The organism is Enterobacter sp. BIDMC92 (assembly GCF_001030225.1).
Taxonomy (GTDB): domain Bacteria; phylum Pseudomonadota; class Gammaproteobacteria; order Enterobacterales; family Enterobacteriaceae; genus Enterobacter; species Enterobacter sichuanensis.
Genome location: NZ_KQ087598.1, coordinates 2677737 through 2691936 on the forward strand (window position 1 = coordinate 2677737; position 14200 = coordinate 2691936).

The following is a 14200-nucleotide window of genomic DNA, read 5'->3' on the forward strand; positions in this document are numbered from 1 at the left end:
TCATCACGTTTTCTCACAAATTCCCCTCTCCCTTCGCCCAAAATCGCCATAATTATCTACAGTAAAAGGGGGTTGTTATATTCGGTTACCTGAATTTTTATACGCTCGGTATTTTTTTCTACCTGACTCGTTTTATTATAAGAAAACAGGGAAAAACAATAAGTTCACTTCGGTTTTGCCGCTGTTTCACAACGGAAAAGTCGACTGCAAATGAATAATTTGTGCGCTAATGAACAGCTGCGGGAGAAAACATGATGGACGAACTGGAGCAGAATTTGCTGTTTCGTTACATGGGGACGCACAGCCCCTGGTGGCGCCTGTCAGCTGACAGCAATGCTCTGCACCTGGCCACCAGCGAAAATGCCGACGTTACGCAGGTGGTGGCGCTGGACGACGAGCAGGCCGATCTCATCCGTCAGTTAACCGTGATTACCTCCAGTATTTCCATGTCGCTCTCCCTGTACGGGGAAGAGGTGCCGGTCCATCTTGTGGGGCGCAAAATCACCCGCAACGAGTGGGCAGGCACCGCGTCGGCCTGGAACGATACCCCTTCCGTGGCCCGCGATCTGGCTCAGGGACTCTCTTTTGCGGAACAAGTTGTTTCAGAGGCCAACTCCGTCATCGTTATTCTCGATCAAAACGGCAATATTCAGCGTTTTAACCGGCTGAGCGAAGAGTACACCGGTCTCAAAGAACACGAAGTAATTGGCCAGAACGTGTTTAAGCTGTTTATGAGCCGCAGCGAAGCGGCAGCCTCAAAGCGGAATATTACCGGTTTCTTTCGCAACGGCAGCTCCTACGAAGTGGAACGCTGGATCAAAACGCGTAAGGGGCAACGGTTGTTTCTGTTCAGAAACAAATTTGTTCATAGCGGCAGCGGTAAAAATGAAATTTTTCTCATCTGTTCCGGTACCGACATTACCGAGGAACGCCGCGCGCAGGAGCGGCTGCGCGTGCTGGCCAATACCGATACCATCACCGGTTTACCAAACCGCAATGCCATTCACGAACTGATTTCTGACGCCATCGCCACCCGCGGCGATACGCAGGTTGGCGTGGTGTATCTCGATCTGGATAACTTTAAAAAGGTCAACGACGCCTACGGGCATATGTTTGGCGATCAGCTGTTACAGGCTGTCGCGCTCGCCATTTTGAGTTGCCTGGATGAGGGCCAGGTGCTGGCCCGGCTTGGCGGTGATGAGTTTATCGTCATGGCCACCCATACCTCTCAGGGGTCTCTGGAGGCGATGGCGTCCCGTATTTTGACTCGCCTGCGCCAGCCGTTCAGAATCGGTCTGATTGAGGTTTACACCGGCTGCTCGTTGGGGATTGCCCTCGCCCCGCAGCACGGTAACGACCGGGAAAGCGTCATTCGTAACGCCGATACCGCCATGTATACCGCGAAAGAGAACGGCCGCGGCAAGTTCTGCGTCTTCTCTCCCGAGATGAACCAGCGCGTGTTCGAGTATCTCTGGCTGGATACCAACCTGCGTAAAGCGCTGGATAACGATCAACTGCTGATCCACTACCAGCCTAAAATAACCTGGCGCGGAGAGATCAGAAGTCTGGAAGCGCTGGTCCGCTGGCAATCGCCGGAGCGCGGTCTGATCCCTCCGCTGGAGTTTATCTCTTATGCCGAGGAGTCGGGCCTGATCGTGCCGCTGGGCCGTTGGGTCATGCTGGATGTGGTTCGCCAGGTGGCGAAATGGCGCGATAAGGGGATAAACCTGCGCGTGGCCGTGAACGTCTCTGCGCGCCAACTTGCCGACCAGACAATTTTTAGTGACCTGAAACAGGCGCTGAAGGATTTGAACTTTGAATACTGTCCTGTCGACGTTGAATTGACAGAAAGCTGTCTGATTGAGAACGAAGAGCTGGCGCTTTCGGTGATCCAGCAGTTCAGCCGACTCGGGGCACAAATTCACCTCGACGATTTTGGTACCGGCTACTCGTCGCTTTCTCAACTGGCCCGCTTCCCCATTGACGCCATAAAACTCGATCAGTCTTTTGTCAGAGACATTCATAAGCAGTCAATCTCCCAGTCTCTGGTGCGCGCCATCGTCGCGGTGGCGCAGGCGTTGAACCTGCAGGTGATTGCCGAAGGGGTGGAAAATGCGAAAGAAGACGCCTTTCTGACCAAGAACGGCGTCAACGAACGGCAGGGTTTTCTGTTTGCTAAGCCGATGCCCGCTGCCGCATTCGAGCGATGGCTAAAACGATATCAAGCGCGTAAACAACGTTAACTGGCTTTACGCAAACCCGCCGCGTGATGGCGGTTTTGCAGCATCACCAGACGCTCCATGTAGGCGATATCTTTGGGCTCCAGACAGAACGCCGCGTCAACCCAGTCTTCCGTGATATCCATCAGTTCACTGCGAGGCAACTGCAGAACACGCGCACGAGCGCGCAACATCGCCCTTACGCCATTCAGTTTTGGTGCCAGCGTATCGATGAAGGTTCTGGCAGAGACATAGCTTTGTCCGGGTTCAAACAGCACATCCACCAGCCCGTGCTGTTCGTACCATTCCGCCGTATGAGACTCTCCTTTGTAGATGAGTTCCTCCGCCAGCTTCATGCCTGACCGGCGTGCCACCAGGGAGTATCCGCCCATCCCCGGGAACAAATTAAAGGCGATTTCAGGGAAACCTAAACGGGCATCGCGCTGTGCCAGGACAAAATGGTGCGCCAGCGCGGCCTCAAAGCCACCACCCAGAGCACTGCCTTCGACCATTGCCAGGCTGATGGCTCCTGTATCAAACCCCCGTGACGCGGCGTGGACGCAATCAACGCAGGCGCGGGCATACGCCCGTAACGCTTCACGACGCCCGTTCTGCAGGCATTCGACGAAGAATTGTAAATCGCCGCCCACGTTATACATTTCAGGCACCAGCGAACCGGTAACCCAAAAATCAACCGTAAAGCCGGACTGGCGAACCAGCCATGAAAAATTCATGATCTCCTCGATTAACGCATGGTTGAAGCAAGGACGTGGCTGGGCTCGCAGCATCATCCAGACTGTGCGTCGTTCCGCCTCGTAATAGCCTGACAACTGGGTGAACCGTTCAGTATCGGTGAACAGTGTGCAGGTTGGCTGATTGATAACTGTCATAGTCTAATACCTCTTATAAAAAAGCGCCTTGCGCGCAGTTTTAGACTAATCCACTCACCCGGCCTGCTTTATGAGGGGAAATAAACTTATCACTTCCGTTTATGTGATTTCGTTATTGCATTTTTTCCCTTCTCTTTTGATCCTAATTTCTGCATCATTGAAAATATTAACTTTTCGCGCCTGGGGTGAGATTATGTCTACTATTGATGCACAAGCTGTAGCACAACGTATTGATACCGTGCTGGATATCCTGGTGGCGGGCGATTATCACTCTGCTATTCGTAATCTGGAGATCCTGAAGTCTGAACTTCTTGCTCAGAATGGCTCTGACGTTGCGCCCGAAAACAGCCAGCCCAAAGCGCCGTGGGAAGTTTAATCCCACCGTTTCCGACTTCGTTTCGCTTTATTAAATGGATGCTATGAATTCCCGACAACAACTCATTTTGCAGATGGTCATTGACCAGGGGCGCGTCAGCGTAGTCGATCTCGCCAAAACCACTGGCGTTTCTGAAGTCACCATCCGTCAGGATCTTAATCTGCTGGAAAAACAGAGCTACCTGCGTCGCGCGCACGGGTATGCTGTCCCGCTGGACAGCGATGACGTTGAGACGCGTATGATGAATAACTACGCGCTGAAACGTGAGCTGGCGGAATTTGCCGCATCGTTAGTGAACAATGGCGAGACTGTCTTTATTGAAAACGGCAGCAGTAATGCCCTTCTGGCGCGCACGCTTGCCGAGCAGAAAGACGTGACCATTATCACTGTCAGTAGCTATATCGCGCATTTGCTTAAAGAGACGCGCTGCGAGGTTATTCTGCTGGGCGGTATTTACCAGAAAAAAAGTGAAAGCATGGTCGGCCCGCTGACCCGTCAGTACGTTCAGCAGGTCCATTTCAGTAAAGCCTTTATCGGCATTGATGGCTGGCAACCGGAAACGGGGTTTACCGGCCGGGATATGATGCGCTCTGACGTCGTGAACGCGGTACTGGAAAAAGAGTGTGAAGCCATTGTGCTCACGGATAGCTCAAAATTTGGCGCCGTTCACCCTTACACCATGGGGCCCGTTTCCCGCTTTAGCCGCGTTATTACTGACGACCGTTTGAGCGAAGCGCACCGCAATAAAATGGAAGATGACGGTCTCATTGTCAATATTATTAAAACCACAGCCTGATTTCCCTCCGCGCCCGAATTTCGGGCGCGCATGTTGTTCTTTCTCTGAGAAGATTCTTAACCCTGCTTTAAGAGTTTTTACCTGTTTAACCCGGCGTAAAGTCGTAAAATTACTGTTAGCGATATAACAGGAAGTGACTATCACCTGCGTGATGACGTAACACCTGCGCGACCAGCTTTCACGGAGAACGGTTTTAAGTATTCGATTCGTCTATACTTAACGTGTACATCTTTCCGTGAATCGATAATTCAGGAGAAAGTATTATGACCTTAACCAGCAAAAAATTAGCCGCCGCTGTTCTGGCAATCACTGTAGCAATGTCCCTGAGCGCATGCTCTAACTGGTCTAAACGTGACCGTAACACCGCGATTGGTGCCGGTGCTGGTGCTCTCGGTGGTGCAGTCTTAACAGATGGTAGTACGCTGGGTACATTAGGTGGCGCTGCTGTCGGTGGTATTATCGGTCACCAGGTTGGCAAATAATTACTCTATAAGCCTTCCCCGATATTGCGATATTTGAACGCATTTCAGGTCTGACTTACGCACGTATATAAAACGAGCCGCGGCAATTGCCGCGGCTTATTTATTTTAACCACCCGCCAGTTTGACTTTCATGCCTTTGGCTTCGAGCAGAGACTTTATTAGATCGCGCTTATCGCCCTGGATTTCAATAATGCCGTCTTTCACTGCACCACCGCAGCCACATTTCTTTTTCAATTCGGCCGCCAGCGTTGTCAGTGCAGCATCATCCAGGTCAATACCCGTGATAAGGCAGACCCCTTTACCTTTTCGCCCGCTGGTTTGACGTTGGATACGAACGATGCCGTCCCCCTTCGGACGCTCCACTTTCGTTTTCGGTTCATCTATGCGTCCGCTCTCGGTTGAGTAGACCAGACGACTGTTGGAATCGGTCATTGTGCCCCCTTCTTCAACGATGCGTTGATGGCCTTCAGCGCCTCAGCCGGATTTGCAGACTGCGTAACCGGACGTCCGATGACCATGTAGTCTACGCCTGCTGCCAGCGCCTGCTCAGGGGTCATAATGCGGCGCTGATCGCCAACGTCGCTGCCTGCGGGACGGATCCCTGGGGTGACGAGTTTGAAATCCTGACCCAGTGCAGACTTGAAACGTACAGCTTCCTGCGCCGAGCAGACGACGCCGTCAAGGCCACACTGTTGCGTCAACCGCGCGAGACGCTCGGCCTGTTCCGCAGGTGACAATGTCACACCGAGATCGCGTAAATCACTTTCGTCCATACTGGTCAGCACAGTCACCGCAATCAGTAACGGTGCATCCTGGCCGAACGGCACGAGCGCTTCACGGGCGGCCGTCATCATTCTTGCCCCACCCGACGCATGAACGTTGACCATCCAGACGCCGAGCTCTGCGGCAGCGGCAACAGCATGCGCCGTGGTATTCGGGATATCGTGGAATTTGAGGTCAAGGAAAACGTCAAAGCCGCGCTGTTGCAAATCGCGAACAATTTGCGGTCCAAACAGCGTGAACATCTCTTTGCCAACTTTCAGGCGGCAATCGCGAGGGTCAATACCGTCGACAAACGCCAGTGCGGCATCACGCTTATTGTAGTCAAGCGCAACAACAACAGGAGAATCGGTAATTACGCGGGAAGTGGAGGATGTAACAGACGTCATGACCAGCCCTTTTCGTCTATGGGCGCGCAGCGGCGCGGAACAGATAAACGGCGAGCATTCTACCTGCCGGCGCTGCAAATTGACAGGATCCATTTGCGCCCTCTGCTAAGCCGACAAACCGCACGGCGCCAGAAGCGGTTTTAAAGCCATTAGTATGTTGTAACTAAAATAAGGCGTTTTAAAAAATTACTGTCCGTCGAGACCACGTATAGGCTTAATGGTGGACCAGGCACGGCATGATGGACAATGCCAGTAGAGCGTATAGGCGGTGAAACCACATTTCTGGCAACGATAGCGCGGCTTACTGCGCACCTGCTCGCCGACCATGTCGCGCAGGACCATCAGGCTCTCTTTCGCGCGCCCTTCTTCAGCATCGTTCAGGTGGTAATCCATCAGCTTGTGGAAAACCCGCATGGTCGGATGACGCTGCAGCTGTCGGGTAATATAGACCTGGGCGGTATCACTCCCCTCATACTGCTCAACCACGTCGGAAAGCATCAGTTCCGCGGTCGCGCCGGTATTCTCTTCCACACAGCGACGCAGGAAGGCCACCCACTCCTCCTGCTTGCCCAACTGTTGGTAACAGGTTTGCAGCATCTCCAGCGTTTCACTGACCAGCTCTTTGTCCTGGTCGATCACCCGCAGCAGGCTTTCAACGGCTTTGGCGTAGTCACCTTTCGCCATAAAGACACGCCCCATCATGATGGAGATGCGCGCGCTGTTGCGGTCTGCGGCGGCCCCTTTCTTCAGCAACGCCATGGCTTTGTCCATGTCGTCATTGCCCATCTGCTGAAGGGCAAGCTCGCAGTAGAAATGGGCTATCTCAACGCGCTGCTTGTCTTTTCCCAGCTTCACCAGACGTTCGGCCGTATCAATGGCTTTCTGCCAGTCGCTGGTGGCCTGATATATTTGCAACAGCTGCTGCAGCGCGCCGATGCGGAAATCCGTTTCATCCACCAGCTGCGAGAACATATCTTCAGCGCGATCGTAAAGCCCTGCGGCCATGTAATCCCGCCCCAGCTGTTGTACGGCGAGGAGGCGTTGCTCGTAGGTCAGTGAGGCGCTTTCCATCAGGGTCTGGTGGATACGAATGGCGCGATCGACCTCGCCGCGCGAGCGGAACAGGTTGCCTAAGGTGAGATGCGCTTCAACGGTCCCGGTATCCTCTTTCAGCATGTCGAGGAACAGGTCTACCGCTTTGTCCTGTTGATTACTCAGGAGGAAGTTAACCCCCGCCACGTAGTCGCGGGAGAGACGGTTGGCCTCATCCTGTTTTGTTTGTTGCGCACTTCTGCGGCCCATGTACCAGCCATAAGCTGCGGCGACAGGCAAAAGCAGAAACAACAACTCCAGCATCGTCGATTATTCCTTCACGACCGGCACACCGGAGCTTTCCGGCACGTCGGACGCAGGCGCAATGTTATTTTCGAGTCGTTTAATTTTACGTTCAGCGCGCGCAAGAGAGACACGGACTTTCAACCAGAACAGACCGCAAACCAGCCAGCCGATGGCAAAGCCCGCAGCAAATAAGACCGCCAGCAGGCTCGATACACGATACTCGCCCTGAGCCAGCAGATAGTTAAACGTCACCTGTTGATCGTTTTGCGCACCCAATGTGACTGAAATGACAAAAATCGCCAAGACCAGTAAGAAAATGAGTAAATATTTCACATTACTTCCCGTTATGTGGTTCAAGCGAATAAAGTGTGTTCAACTCACCGCAATCAGCCTTATAAACTACCATTTTAGTGACGGGCGCGAAACGGAAAAAGTGACGCGCCAGTCATGGATTTATGGGCAAAATACGGAATATCAACCGTCAGGCGTCGTTTTGCTCCCGTTCGGCTATTTCTTGTTTCTCTTCTGGCGGTGGCGTAAGCGGCCCGCAGAAGCGTTCAGCAAGCCAGGTCGCCAGCGTCACCAGCATCCATGAGAGAAGCGTAGCGACGACCAGGTCCCGTGGCCAGTGCATCCCCAGCAGTAAGCGGCTCCCCATCACCCCCGTTGCCCAGACCAGCAGAATCGCGATGGTGACCGTCCGGCGTCGTGGCCAAAGCAGCCCGACCCCCAGTAATGCCCAGCTGGCCGCAAACATGGTGTGACCGGAAGGAAACGCGAACCCGGTCTCTTTTTGCCAGTGTTTACGCAAGAACCTGGGGATATCCTGCTGTTCCGAAAGCTGTTCCTTTACCAGCGCCCCGCGATCTTTACGCTTTAAAGTGTAGAACTCATCGACAGGAATATGATGTGCTTTTTCCAGCCAGACGACAAAAGGTCGCGGCTCCTGAACGCGATCTTTTACCCAGGACTTAACGCCCTGGCCAATTACGATCGCTCCCGCGAGGATCGCAAACAGCATCAGCGCCGCGCGCAGACGAAAGCGCAGGCACCACAGGAACCAGGCACAGAGAAGCACATGAGTAATAATTCCCCACGGCTGGGTCACCGTCTCAGTAATCCAGTATAACGTTTTCAGCCACGCGGTATTGTGCCCGGGCTGCCACATCCAGCCTGAAACCCATACGGCCAGAGGCATAATCAGTAAAATGGCCGCACCTGCTGCCGTACGTCTGGCGATTGAAAGCATGTCTTCTCCTTTTTCGCTAAGCGTCACAATCATAACTGAAATTTATCCGCCGGGTGGAGATGTCGGATCGTGCGTTTAACGTTCATATAGCGTGGCGCCCATTAGGCGAACATGCCGGGCTTGTGGCAAAATGAACAGATACAGAAAGTAAAACAGGGCCAGGACACGAAACGTGTCAGCCTACTCTGGAGAATCACATGCAGCTTAAACGTGTGGCAGAAGCCAAACTGCCAACCCCATGGGGCGATTTCCTGATGGTCGGATTTGAAGAACTGGCAACCGGACAGGATCATGTCGCACTGGTTTATGGCGACATTTCAGGGCAGACGCCGGTGCTGTCCCGTGTACATTCGGAGTGTCTTACCGGCGATGCACTGTTCAGCCTGCGCTGTGATTGTGGTTTCCAGTTGGAAGCGGCCCTCTCTCATATTGCTGAAGAAGGCCGTGGTGTGCTGCTTTATCACCGTCAGGAAGGCCGCAATATTGGTCTGCTGAATAAAATTCGCGCTTACGCGCTTCAGGACCAGGGCTACGATACGGTAGAAGCGAATCATCAACTCGGTTTCGCCGCTGATGAGCGTGACTTCACCCTGTGTGCCGATATGTTCAAACTGCTGGGCGTGGATGAAGTTCGACTGCTGACCAATAACCCCAAAAAAGTGGAGATCCTGACCGAAGCGGGGATCAATATCGTCGAGCGTGTTCCGCTGATTGTCGGCCGTAACCCGAAAAACGCCCACTATCTCGATACCAAAGCCGCCAAGATGGGCCATCTTCTGAAAGAGTGATGTAAAAAAGCCCGGCACAGGCCGGGCTCTTTCATCAGTCCAGCATCTTACGAATCACATAATGTAAAATGCCGTCGTTCTGGTAATAGGTCAGCTCGGTGGCCGTATCAATACGACACCGGCATTCCACCACCTCGGTTTTCCCGTCTGCCCGCGTTAATTTCACCGGCACCGTTTTCCCCGGCGCCAGGTTTTGCAGCCCGCTGATGTCAATCTGCTCTTCCCCCGTCAGGCCCAGGGTTTTGCGCGTCACGCCCTGCGGGAACTCAAGCGGCAGGATCCCCATGCCAATCAGATTCGACCGGTGAATACGTTCGAACGATTCCGCGATAACCACGCGCACGCCAAGCAGGCGCGGACCTTTCGCTGCCCAGTCACGGCTTGAGCCAGAACCGTACTCTTTCCCGGCGATCACCGCCAGCGGCGTACCTTGCTGCTGATATTTGACGGCCGCGTCATAAATCGAAACGACTTCCGTTCCCGGCAGAAGACGCGTCATGCCCCCTTCCACACCCGGTACCATTTCGTTACGAATACGGATGTTAGCAAACGTGCCGCGCATCATGATTTCATGGTTACCACGGCGCGAACCGTAGGAGTTAAAATCACGGCGCTCTACGCCACGGCTTTGCAGATACCGGCCTGCAGGGCTATCGGCTTTGATACTACCCGCCGGAGAGATATGGTCAGTCGTGACAGAATCCCCCAGCATCGCCAGGATACGCGCGCCGTGAATATCCTTGAGCGGCGCTGGCTCGGCCAGCATCTCATCAAAGAATGGCGACAGACGTATATAGGTCGAGTCATCCTGCCAGTCATAGGTATCCGAACCTGCAACGTTAATGGCTTTCCATTCCGGCGTGCCTTCAAAGACTTCCGCATACTCCTTGCGGAACATCTCGGTGGAGACCTTTTCAACGGCCAGCGCGATTTCCCGCGAGGACGGCCAGATATCTTTCAAATAAACAGGGTCATTCTTGCGATCGTGACCAATCGGATCGGTCACGAGATTGATATTCATATTCCCTGCCAGCGCATAAGCTACCACCAGCGGCGGCGAGGCAAGCCAGTTGGTTTTTACCAGCGGATGAATGCGCCCTTCAAAGTTGCGGTTCCCGGAAAGCACAGCGCCAACCGTCAGGTCGCCCTGCTTAATCGCCGTTTCAATCGGCTCAGGCAGCGGACCGGAGTTACCAATACATGTAGTACAGCCATAGCCCACGAGATTAAAGCCCAGTTCGTCGAGATACGGCGTCAGTTTGGCCTGAGCGAGGTAATCCGACACCACCTTGGAGCCCGGTGCCAGCGAGGCCTTGACCCACGGCTGGGGTTTGAGCCCAAGCTCGACCGCTTTTTTTGCCAGCAAACCGGCAGCCATCAATACGCTGGGGTTCGACGTGTTGGTGCAGGAGGTAATGGCGGCAATCACCACCGCGCCGTCCGGAAGCTGATACTGATGACCGTTCAGAACATAGTCGACTGGACGATGGTCTTTCTTCGCCACGTTCACTTCCAGCTCATTGCTGGCGGTAAACGCTTTCGGCACATCGGTCAGTGCGACGCGATCCTGAGGACGTTTAGGCCCGGCGAGGCTCGCCTCTACCGTTCCCATGTCCAGTTCCAGGGTGCTGGTAAATACTGGCTCATCACCCGGATTTCGCCACATCCCCTGGGCTTTGGTATACGCCTCTACCAGTGCCACCTGCTCTTCGCTGCGGCCACTGAGACGCATATATTCCAGCGTGACGTCATCGATAGGGAAAAAGCCGCAGGTCGCGCCATATTCCGGCGCCATATTGGCGATGGTGGCGCGGTCGGCCAGCGGCAGCGAATCCAGTCCGTCGCCGTAGAATTCAACAAACTTGCCCACCACGCCATGCTTACGCAGCATCTGGGTGACGGTGAGCACCAGATCGGTGGCGGTAATGCCTTCGGACAACTTGCCGGTCAGCTTGAAGCCCACCACATCAGGGATGAGCATAGAGACCGGCTGGCCGAGCATAGCGGCTTCCGCTTCAATACCGCCTACGCCCCAGCCCAGCACACCCAGACCGTTGATCATGGTGGTATGCGAGTCCGTGCCTACCAGCGTGTCCGGGTAAGCCACCCACTCTTTATCCTGTAATTCGCTCCAGACGGCTTTACCCAGGTACTCAAGGTTCACCTGGTGACAAATACCGGTTCCTGGCGGTACCACGCTAAACCGGCTGAACGCCTGCTGTCCCCACTTCAGAAAGACGTAACGCTCGTGGTTACGCTCCATTTCCAGACGGACGTTCTCGCCAAAGGCATCGTCATCGCCGAAGTGATCTACGGTGACGGAGTGGTCAATGACAAGATCAACCGGAGAGAGTGGATTAACTTTTGCCGTGTCCCCTCCGAGACGCTTAACGGCCTCGCGCATGGCGGCTAAGTCAACCACCGCAGGAACACCAGTAAAGTCCTGCATCAGGACCCTTGCCGGGCGGTAGGCGATTTCTCTGTCAGCATGGGCATTCTTGAGCCACCCTGCCAGGGCCTGAATATCTTCGAGGGTAACGGAGTCACCATCCTGCCAGCGCAGGAGATTTTCAAGTAAAACTTTCAATGACTTGGGTAAACGCGAAATGTCCCCAAGCGTTCTGGCAGCCAGCGGCAGGCTGTAGTAATGCCAGGTTTTATTTTCTGCCTGTAATGTGTCCTTACTGGCTTCGCGTAGGGTTAACGACATAAGCTCCTCCTTAATCACAGAGATGTCCCGACAATCATCAGGGCTGTAATTAAAGATAACACAAAGATGTCGTAACGTTTTGATAACAACCCAAATTGATAAATTTCGGACTGGTCCAGAAGGGCGGAAACAAAAAACCCCGCCGTAGCGAGGTTTTACAATTTAGCTTAGGGCCAGCCAGATGAGTTGGCTCCAGAACAGAATCGACACGGTAAAAACGCCGATCCATGACCAGTATTTGTGAGACGTCATGTTATTCATCATAGGGACACCAGGCATTATTTATAAAAAGTTCCGAGGTTTGTCCTCAGCGCTATATTGCTGATGTGTATTTATTAAAGAGTACAAAGGTGCAGAGTCTTATTCAGACTATTTGCATCGTTACGCAATAAAGTAAATTATTGTTTTTTGGGTTCGTCTTCTGCGAACACATCAATAAACGCTTGCTGCTGCGGCGTCAGTTTCCAGGACGCGGGGACAACCGTCACCGGTGCTTTACGCCCTCTGTGGCCATTGTCACGATGCTGACACATCTGTTTCACCGAAGCTGTACGAACCGTCACTGCCATATTTAACCCCAATATTTCCAGGCCAGGAGAGCAACAGCCACCCAAAACAGGGCGGAGACGAGAAAGACCGCCAGCCAGGCTTTACGCTTGAGCGCAGGATCCCTTTGCGGTTCTTCACTTCCTGAAGGCATTGCTAACCTCATACAATCGACATCGCTTATCATTTAGGACCAAACAATTGGTACAATTAATCATCTGTTGAGATAAATCCTAAAGAAACTTTAGCCGAAAAGCCAGTGAATTTACGCATCGGTAGGTATGAAATATTCAATCTTTTGACCAGAAATAAATAATTGAAAAGAAAAATTTGCGAAGCCGTAAAATAGTTTCTACTTTTGTCGCCAATTCACGACATTAAAACCACACAAAACAAAAGGCTAATGACATTATATGGCAGGGAGGGTAGATGATGATAATTCTAATTTAGCTTTGAGGGGTTATTTCGGTATCTTTCCGCAGGGGAAAGATACCGGGTGTGATTATTTTGCCGGGAGTTTGATATCTTTAAACATCTCTTCAATATCTTCATTAGAGCGTAATGCAACGGCGGTATCCACCACATCACGCGTTAAATGCGGGGCAAAGCGCTGAATAAAATCATACATATAGCTACGCAGGAAGGTGCTGCGACGGAACCCAATTTTTGTGGTGCTATGGCTGAAAATATCGTGCGCATCAAGGCGTACCAGGTCAGGGTCTGACACCGGATCGACCGCCATGCTGGCGATGACGCCCACCCCCAGCCCCAGTCGGACATAGGTCTTAATCACGTCGGCATCGGTTGCGGTAAACACAATACGCGGCGTCAGTCCTGCCCGGTTAAACGCCGTATCAAGCTCCGAGCGCCCGGTAAAACCAAACGTGTAGGTCACTAAAGGATATTGCGCCAGCTCTTCGATCGTCACCGACCCTTTCCCCGCCAGCGGGTGATCAGGGGTGACCACAATGGAACGGTTCCAGTGGTAGCATGGAAGCATTACCAGATCGTCATACAGATGCAGCGCCTCCGTTGCGATAGCAAAGTCCGCATTACCCTTCGATACTGCCTCCGCAATCTGCGTTGGCGAGCCCTGATGCATATGCAGCGAGACGCGAGGATAACGTTCGATAAAGCCCTTAATCACACCCGGTAGCGCATAGCGTGCCTGGGTATGCGTCGTGGCGATATACAGCGAGCCTTTATCCGGCCAGGTGTGTTCCCCGGCCACAGACTTAATCGCATCGACTTTGGAGAGGACTTCCCGCGCAATACGGATGATTTCCTGCCCTGCAGGCGTCACCTGTGTCAGGTGCTTACCGCTGCGGGCAAATATCTGGATACCTAACTCGTCCTCCAGCATACGAACTTGTTTGCTGATACCCGGTTGCGAGGTATACAACCCCTCGGCGGTAGAAGAGACGTTAAGGTTGTGATTCACCACCTCAACGATATAACGAAGCTGCTGTAATTTCATGCCAGACCATCCGATTTAGCGCATGCGGTCAATCGCTTAAGACGATTTAATAATAAGAAACAGGTTAACTATAACCACTATATCATTTATAGCCTGACTGTATAGTACGGAACAAAAAATAATAACAAGGCAATAAAAAAGGGCCGGAATGCCGGCCCTT

General features: G+C 53.0%; 16 protein-coding genes. 5 read left to right on the forward strand and 11 right to left on the reverse strand.

All coding sequences use genetic code 11. The annotated features are described in order from the left end of the window. The first annotated feature begins 251 nt into the window (after nucleotides 1–251). Nucleotides 252–2243, forward strand: coding sequence for a cyclic di-GMP phosphodiesterase (gene pdeR / locus SP99_RS12545; RefSeq protein ID WP_025756594.1), 1992 nt, complete (start codon nucleotides 252–254; stop codon nucleotides 2241–2243). Here the strand turns inward: pdeR and SP99_RS12550 are convergent. Beyond that, nucleotides 2240–3109, reverse strand: a complete 870-nt coding sequence (locus SP99_RS12550) for a crotonase/enoyl-CoA hydratase family protein (protein ID WP_025756593.1) — start codon at nucleotides 3107–3109, stop codon at nucleotides 2240–2242. The genes pdeR and SP99_RS12550 overlap by 4 nt on opposite strands. Before the next feature lie 193 nt (nucleotides 3110–3302). Between SP99_RS12550 and SP99_RS12555 the strand changes: the two genes are divergently transcribed. The 3 genes from SP99_RS12555 (at nucleotide 3303) to osmB (ending at nucleotide 4763) form a co-directional block, all read left to right on the forward strand. Further along, nucleotides 3303–3485 (forward strand): YciZ family protein, encoded by a 183-nt coding sequence (locus tag SP99_RS12555; RefSeq protein WP_047958819.1) that lies wholly within the window; start codon nucleotides 3303–3305, stop codon nucleotides 3483–3485. Nucleotides 3486–3528: 43 nt separating this feature from the next. Then, nucleotides 3529–4281 carry a DNA-binding transcriptional regulator YciT gene (gene yciT, locus SP99_RS12560; RefSeq protein ID WP_047958820.1) on the forward strand — a complete coding sequence of 251 codons (753 nt, stop codon included), beginning with the start codon at nucleotides 3529–3531 and terminating at the stop codon, nucleotides 4279–4281. Nucleotides 4282–4544: 263 nt separating this feature from the next. Further along, the gene (gene osmB / locus SP99_RS12565) at nucleotides 4545–4763 is read left to right on the forward strand and encodes an osmotically-inducible lipoprotein OsmB (RefSeq protein ID WP_008501216.1); all 219 of its coding nucleotides are present in this window, start codon (nucleotides 4545–4547) and stop codon (nucleotides 4761–4763) included. Nucleotides 4764–4868: 105 nt separating this feature from the next. Here the strand turns inward: osmB and yciH are convergent, their stop codons facing one another. From yciH to pgpB, 5 genes are all read right to left on the reverse strand, one after another. Then, nucleotides 4869–5195, reverse strand: coding sequence for a stress response translation initiation inhibitor YciH (gene yciH / locus SP99_RS12570; RefSeq protein WP_047958821.1), 327 nt, complete (start codon nucleotides 5193–5195; stop codon nucleotides 4869–4871). Next, nucleotides 5192–5932 carry an orotidine-5'-phosphate decarboxylase gene (gene pyrF / locus SP99_RS12575; RefSeq protein ID WP_047959818.1) on the reverse strand — a complete coding sequence of 247 codons (741 nt, stop codon included), beginning with the start codon at nucleotides 5930–5932 and terminating at the stop codon, nucleotides 5192–5194. Before pyrF ends, yciH begins: the two co-directional genes overlap by 4 nt. A gap of 186 nt (nucleotides 5933–6118) precedes the next feature. Continuing rightward, entirely contained in the window at nucleotides 6119–7288 is a 1170-nt protein-coding gene (gene lapB / locus SP99_RS12580) for a lipopolysaccharide assembly protein LapB (RefSeq protein WP_025756588.1), read from the reverse strand. 6 nt (nucleotides 7289–7294) lie between these two features. Then, nucleotides 7295–7603, reverse strand: a complete 309-nt coding sequence (locus SP99_RS12585) for a LapA family protein (RefSeq protein ID WP_025756587.1) — start codon at nucleotides 7601–7603, stop codon at nucleotides 7295–7297. A 148-nt stretch (nucleotides 7604–7751) separates the two neighbouring features. Further along, nucleotides 7752–8519: a phosphatidylglycerophosphatase B gene (pgpB, locus tag SP99_RS12590; protein ID WP_047958822.1), complete on the reverse strand. Its 768-nt coding sequence runs from the start codon at nucleotides 8517–8519 to the stop codon at nucleotides 7752–7754. Nucleotides 8520–8716: 197 nt separating this feature from the next. Here pgpB and ribA point away from each other — a divergent pair, with 197 nt between their 5' ends. Beyond that, nucleotides 8717–9307, forward strand: coding sequence for a GTP cyclohydrolase II (gene ribA, locus SP99_RS12595; RefSeq protein ID WP_008501210.1), 591 nt, complete (start codon nucleotides 8717–8719; stop codon nucleotides 9305–9307). A 34-nt stretch (nucleotides 9308–9341) separates the two neighbouring features. Here ribA and acnA read toward each other — a convergent pair whose 3' ends face one another. From acnA to cysB, 5 genes are all read right to left on the reverse strand, one after another. After that, complete coding sequence (gene acnA, locus SP99_RS12600; RefSeq protein ID WP_047958823.1) at nucleotides 9342–12017, reverse strand: aconitate hydratase AcnA; 2676 nt, start codon at nucleotides 12015–12017, stop codon at nucleotides 9342–9344. Nucleotides 12018–12179: 162 nt separating this feature from the next. Further along, complete coding sequence (ymiC, locus tag SP99_RS25055) at nucleotides 12180–12278, reverse strand: small membrane protein YmiC (protein ID WP_032672427.1); 99 nt, start codon at nucleotides 12276–12278, stop codon at nucleotides 12180–12182. A 137-nt stretch (nucleotides 12279–12415) separates the two neighbouring features. Next, the gene (locus SP99_RS24910) at nucleotides 12416–12586 is read right to left on the reverse strand and encodes a hypothetical protein (RefSeq protein WP_053060153.1); all 171 of its coding nucleotides are present in this window, start codon (nucleotides 12584–12586) and stop codon (nucleotides 12416–12418) included. A 2-nt stretch (nucleotides 12587–12588) separates the two neighbouring features. Further along, nucleotides 12589–12729 (reverse strand): YmiA family putative membrane protein, encoded by a 141-nt coding sequence (locus SP99_RS23180; protein ID WP_216689425.1) that lies wholly within the window; start codon nucleotides 12727–12729, stop codon nucleotides 12589–12591. Between the two features lie 336 nt (nucleotides 12730–13065). Then, nucleotides 13066–14040: an HTH-type transcriptional regulator CysB gene (cysB, locus tag SP99_RS12605; RefSeq protein WP_006175683.1), complete on the reverse strand. Its 975-nt coding sequence runs from the start codon at nucleotides 14038–14040 to the stop codon at nucleotides 13066–13068. Nucleotides 14041–14200 lie beyond the last annotated feature (160 nt).

Coding starts and splice junctions, on each gene's coding strand:
- pdeR (WP_025756594.1), top strand. CDS start 252: ATGATGGACGAACTGGAGCAGAATTTGCTGTTTCGTTACATGGGGACG.
- SP99_RS12550 (WP_025756593.1), bottom strand. CDS start 3,109: ATGACAGTTATCAATCAGCCAACCTGCACACTGTTCACCGATACTGAA.
- SP99_RS12555 (WP_047958819.1), top strand. CDS start 3,303: ATGTCTACTATTGATGCACAAGCTGTAGCACAACGTATTGATACCGTG.
- yciT (WP_047958820.1), top strand. CDS start 3,529: ATGAATTCCCGACAACAACTCATTTTGCAGATGGTCATTGACCAGGGG.
- osmB (WP_008501216.1), top strand. CDS start 4,545: ATGACCTTAACCAGCAAAAAATTAGCCGCCGCTGTTCTGGCAATCACT.
- yciH (WP_047958821.1), bottom strand. CDS start 5,195: ATGACCGATTCCAACAGTCGTCTGGTCTACTCAACCGAGAGCGGACGC.
- pyrF (WP_047959818.1), bottom strand. CDS start 5,932: ATGACGTCTGTTACATCCTCCACTTCCCGCGTAATTACCGATTCTCCT.
- lapB (WP_025756588.1), bottom strand. CDS start 7,288: ATGCTGGAGTTGTTGTTTCTGCTTTTGCCTGTCGCCGCAGCTTATGGC.
- pgpB (WP_047958822.1), bottom strand. CDS start 8,519: ATGCTTTCAATCGCCAGACGTACGGCAGCAGGTGCGGCCATTTTACTG.
- ribA (WP_008501210.1), top strand. CDS start 8,717: ATGCAGCTTAAACGTGTGGCAGAAGCCAAACTGCCAACCCCATGGGGC.
- acnA (WP_047958823.1), bottom strand. CDS start 12,017: ATGTCGTTAACCCTACGCGAAGCCAGTAAGGACACATTACAGGCAGAA.
- ymiC (WP_032672427.1), bottom strand. CDS start 12,278: ATGAATAACATGACGTCTCACAAATACTGGTCATGGATCGGCGTTTTT.
- SP99_RS24910 (WP_053060153.1), bottom strand. CDS start 12,586: ATGGCAGTGACGGTTCGTACAGCTTCGGTGAAACAGATGTGTCAGCAT.
- SP99_RS23180 (WP_216689425.1), bottom strand. CDS start 12,729: ATGAGGTTAGCAATGCCTTCAGGAAGTGAAGAACCGCAAAGGGATCCT.
- cysB (WP_006175683.1), bottom strand. CDS start 14,040: ATGAAATTACAGCAGCTTCGTTATATCGTTGAGGTGGTGAATCACAAC.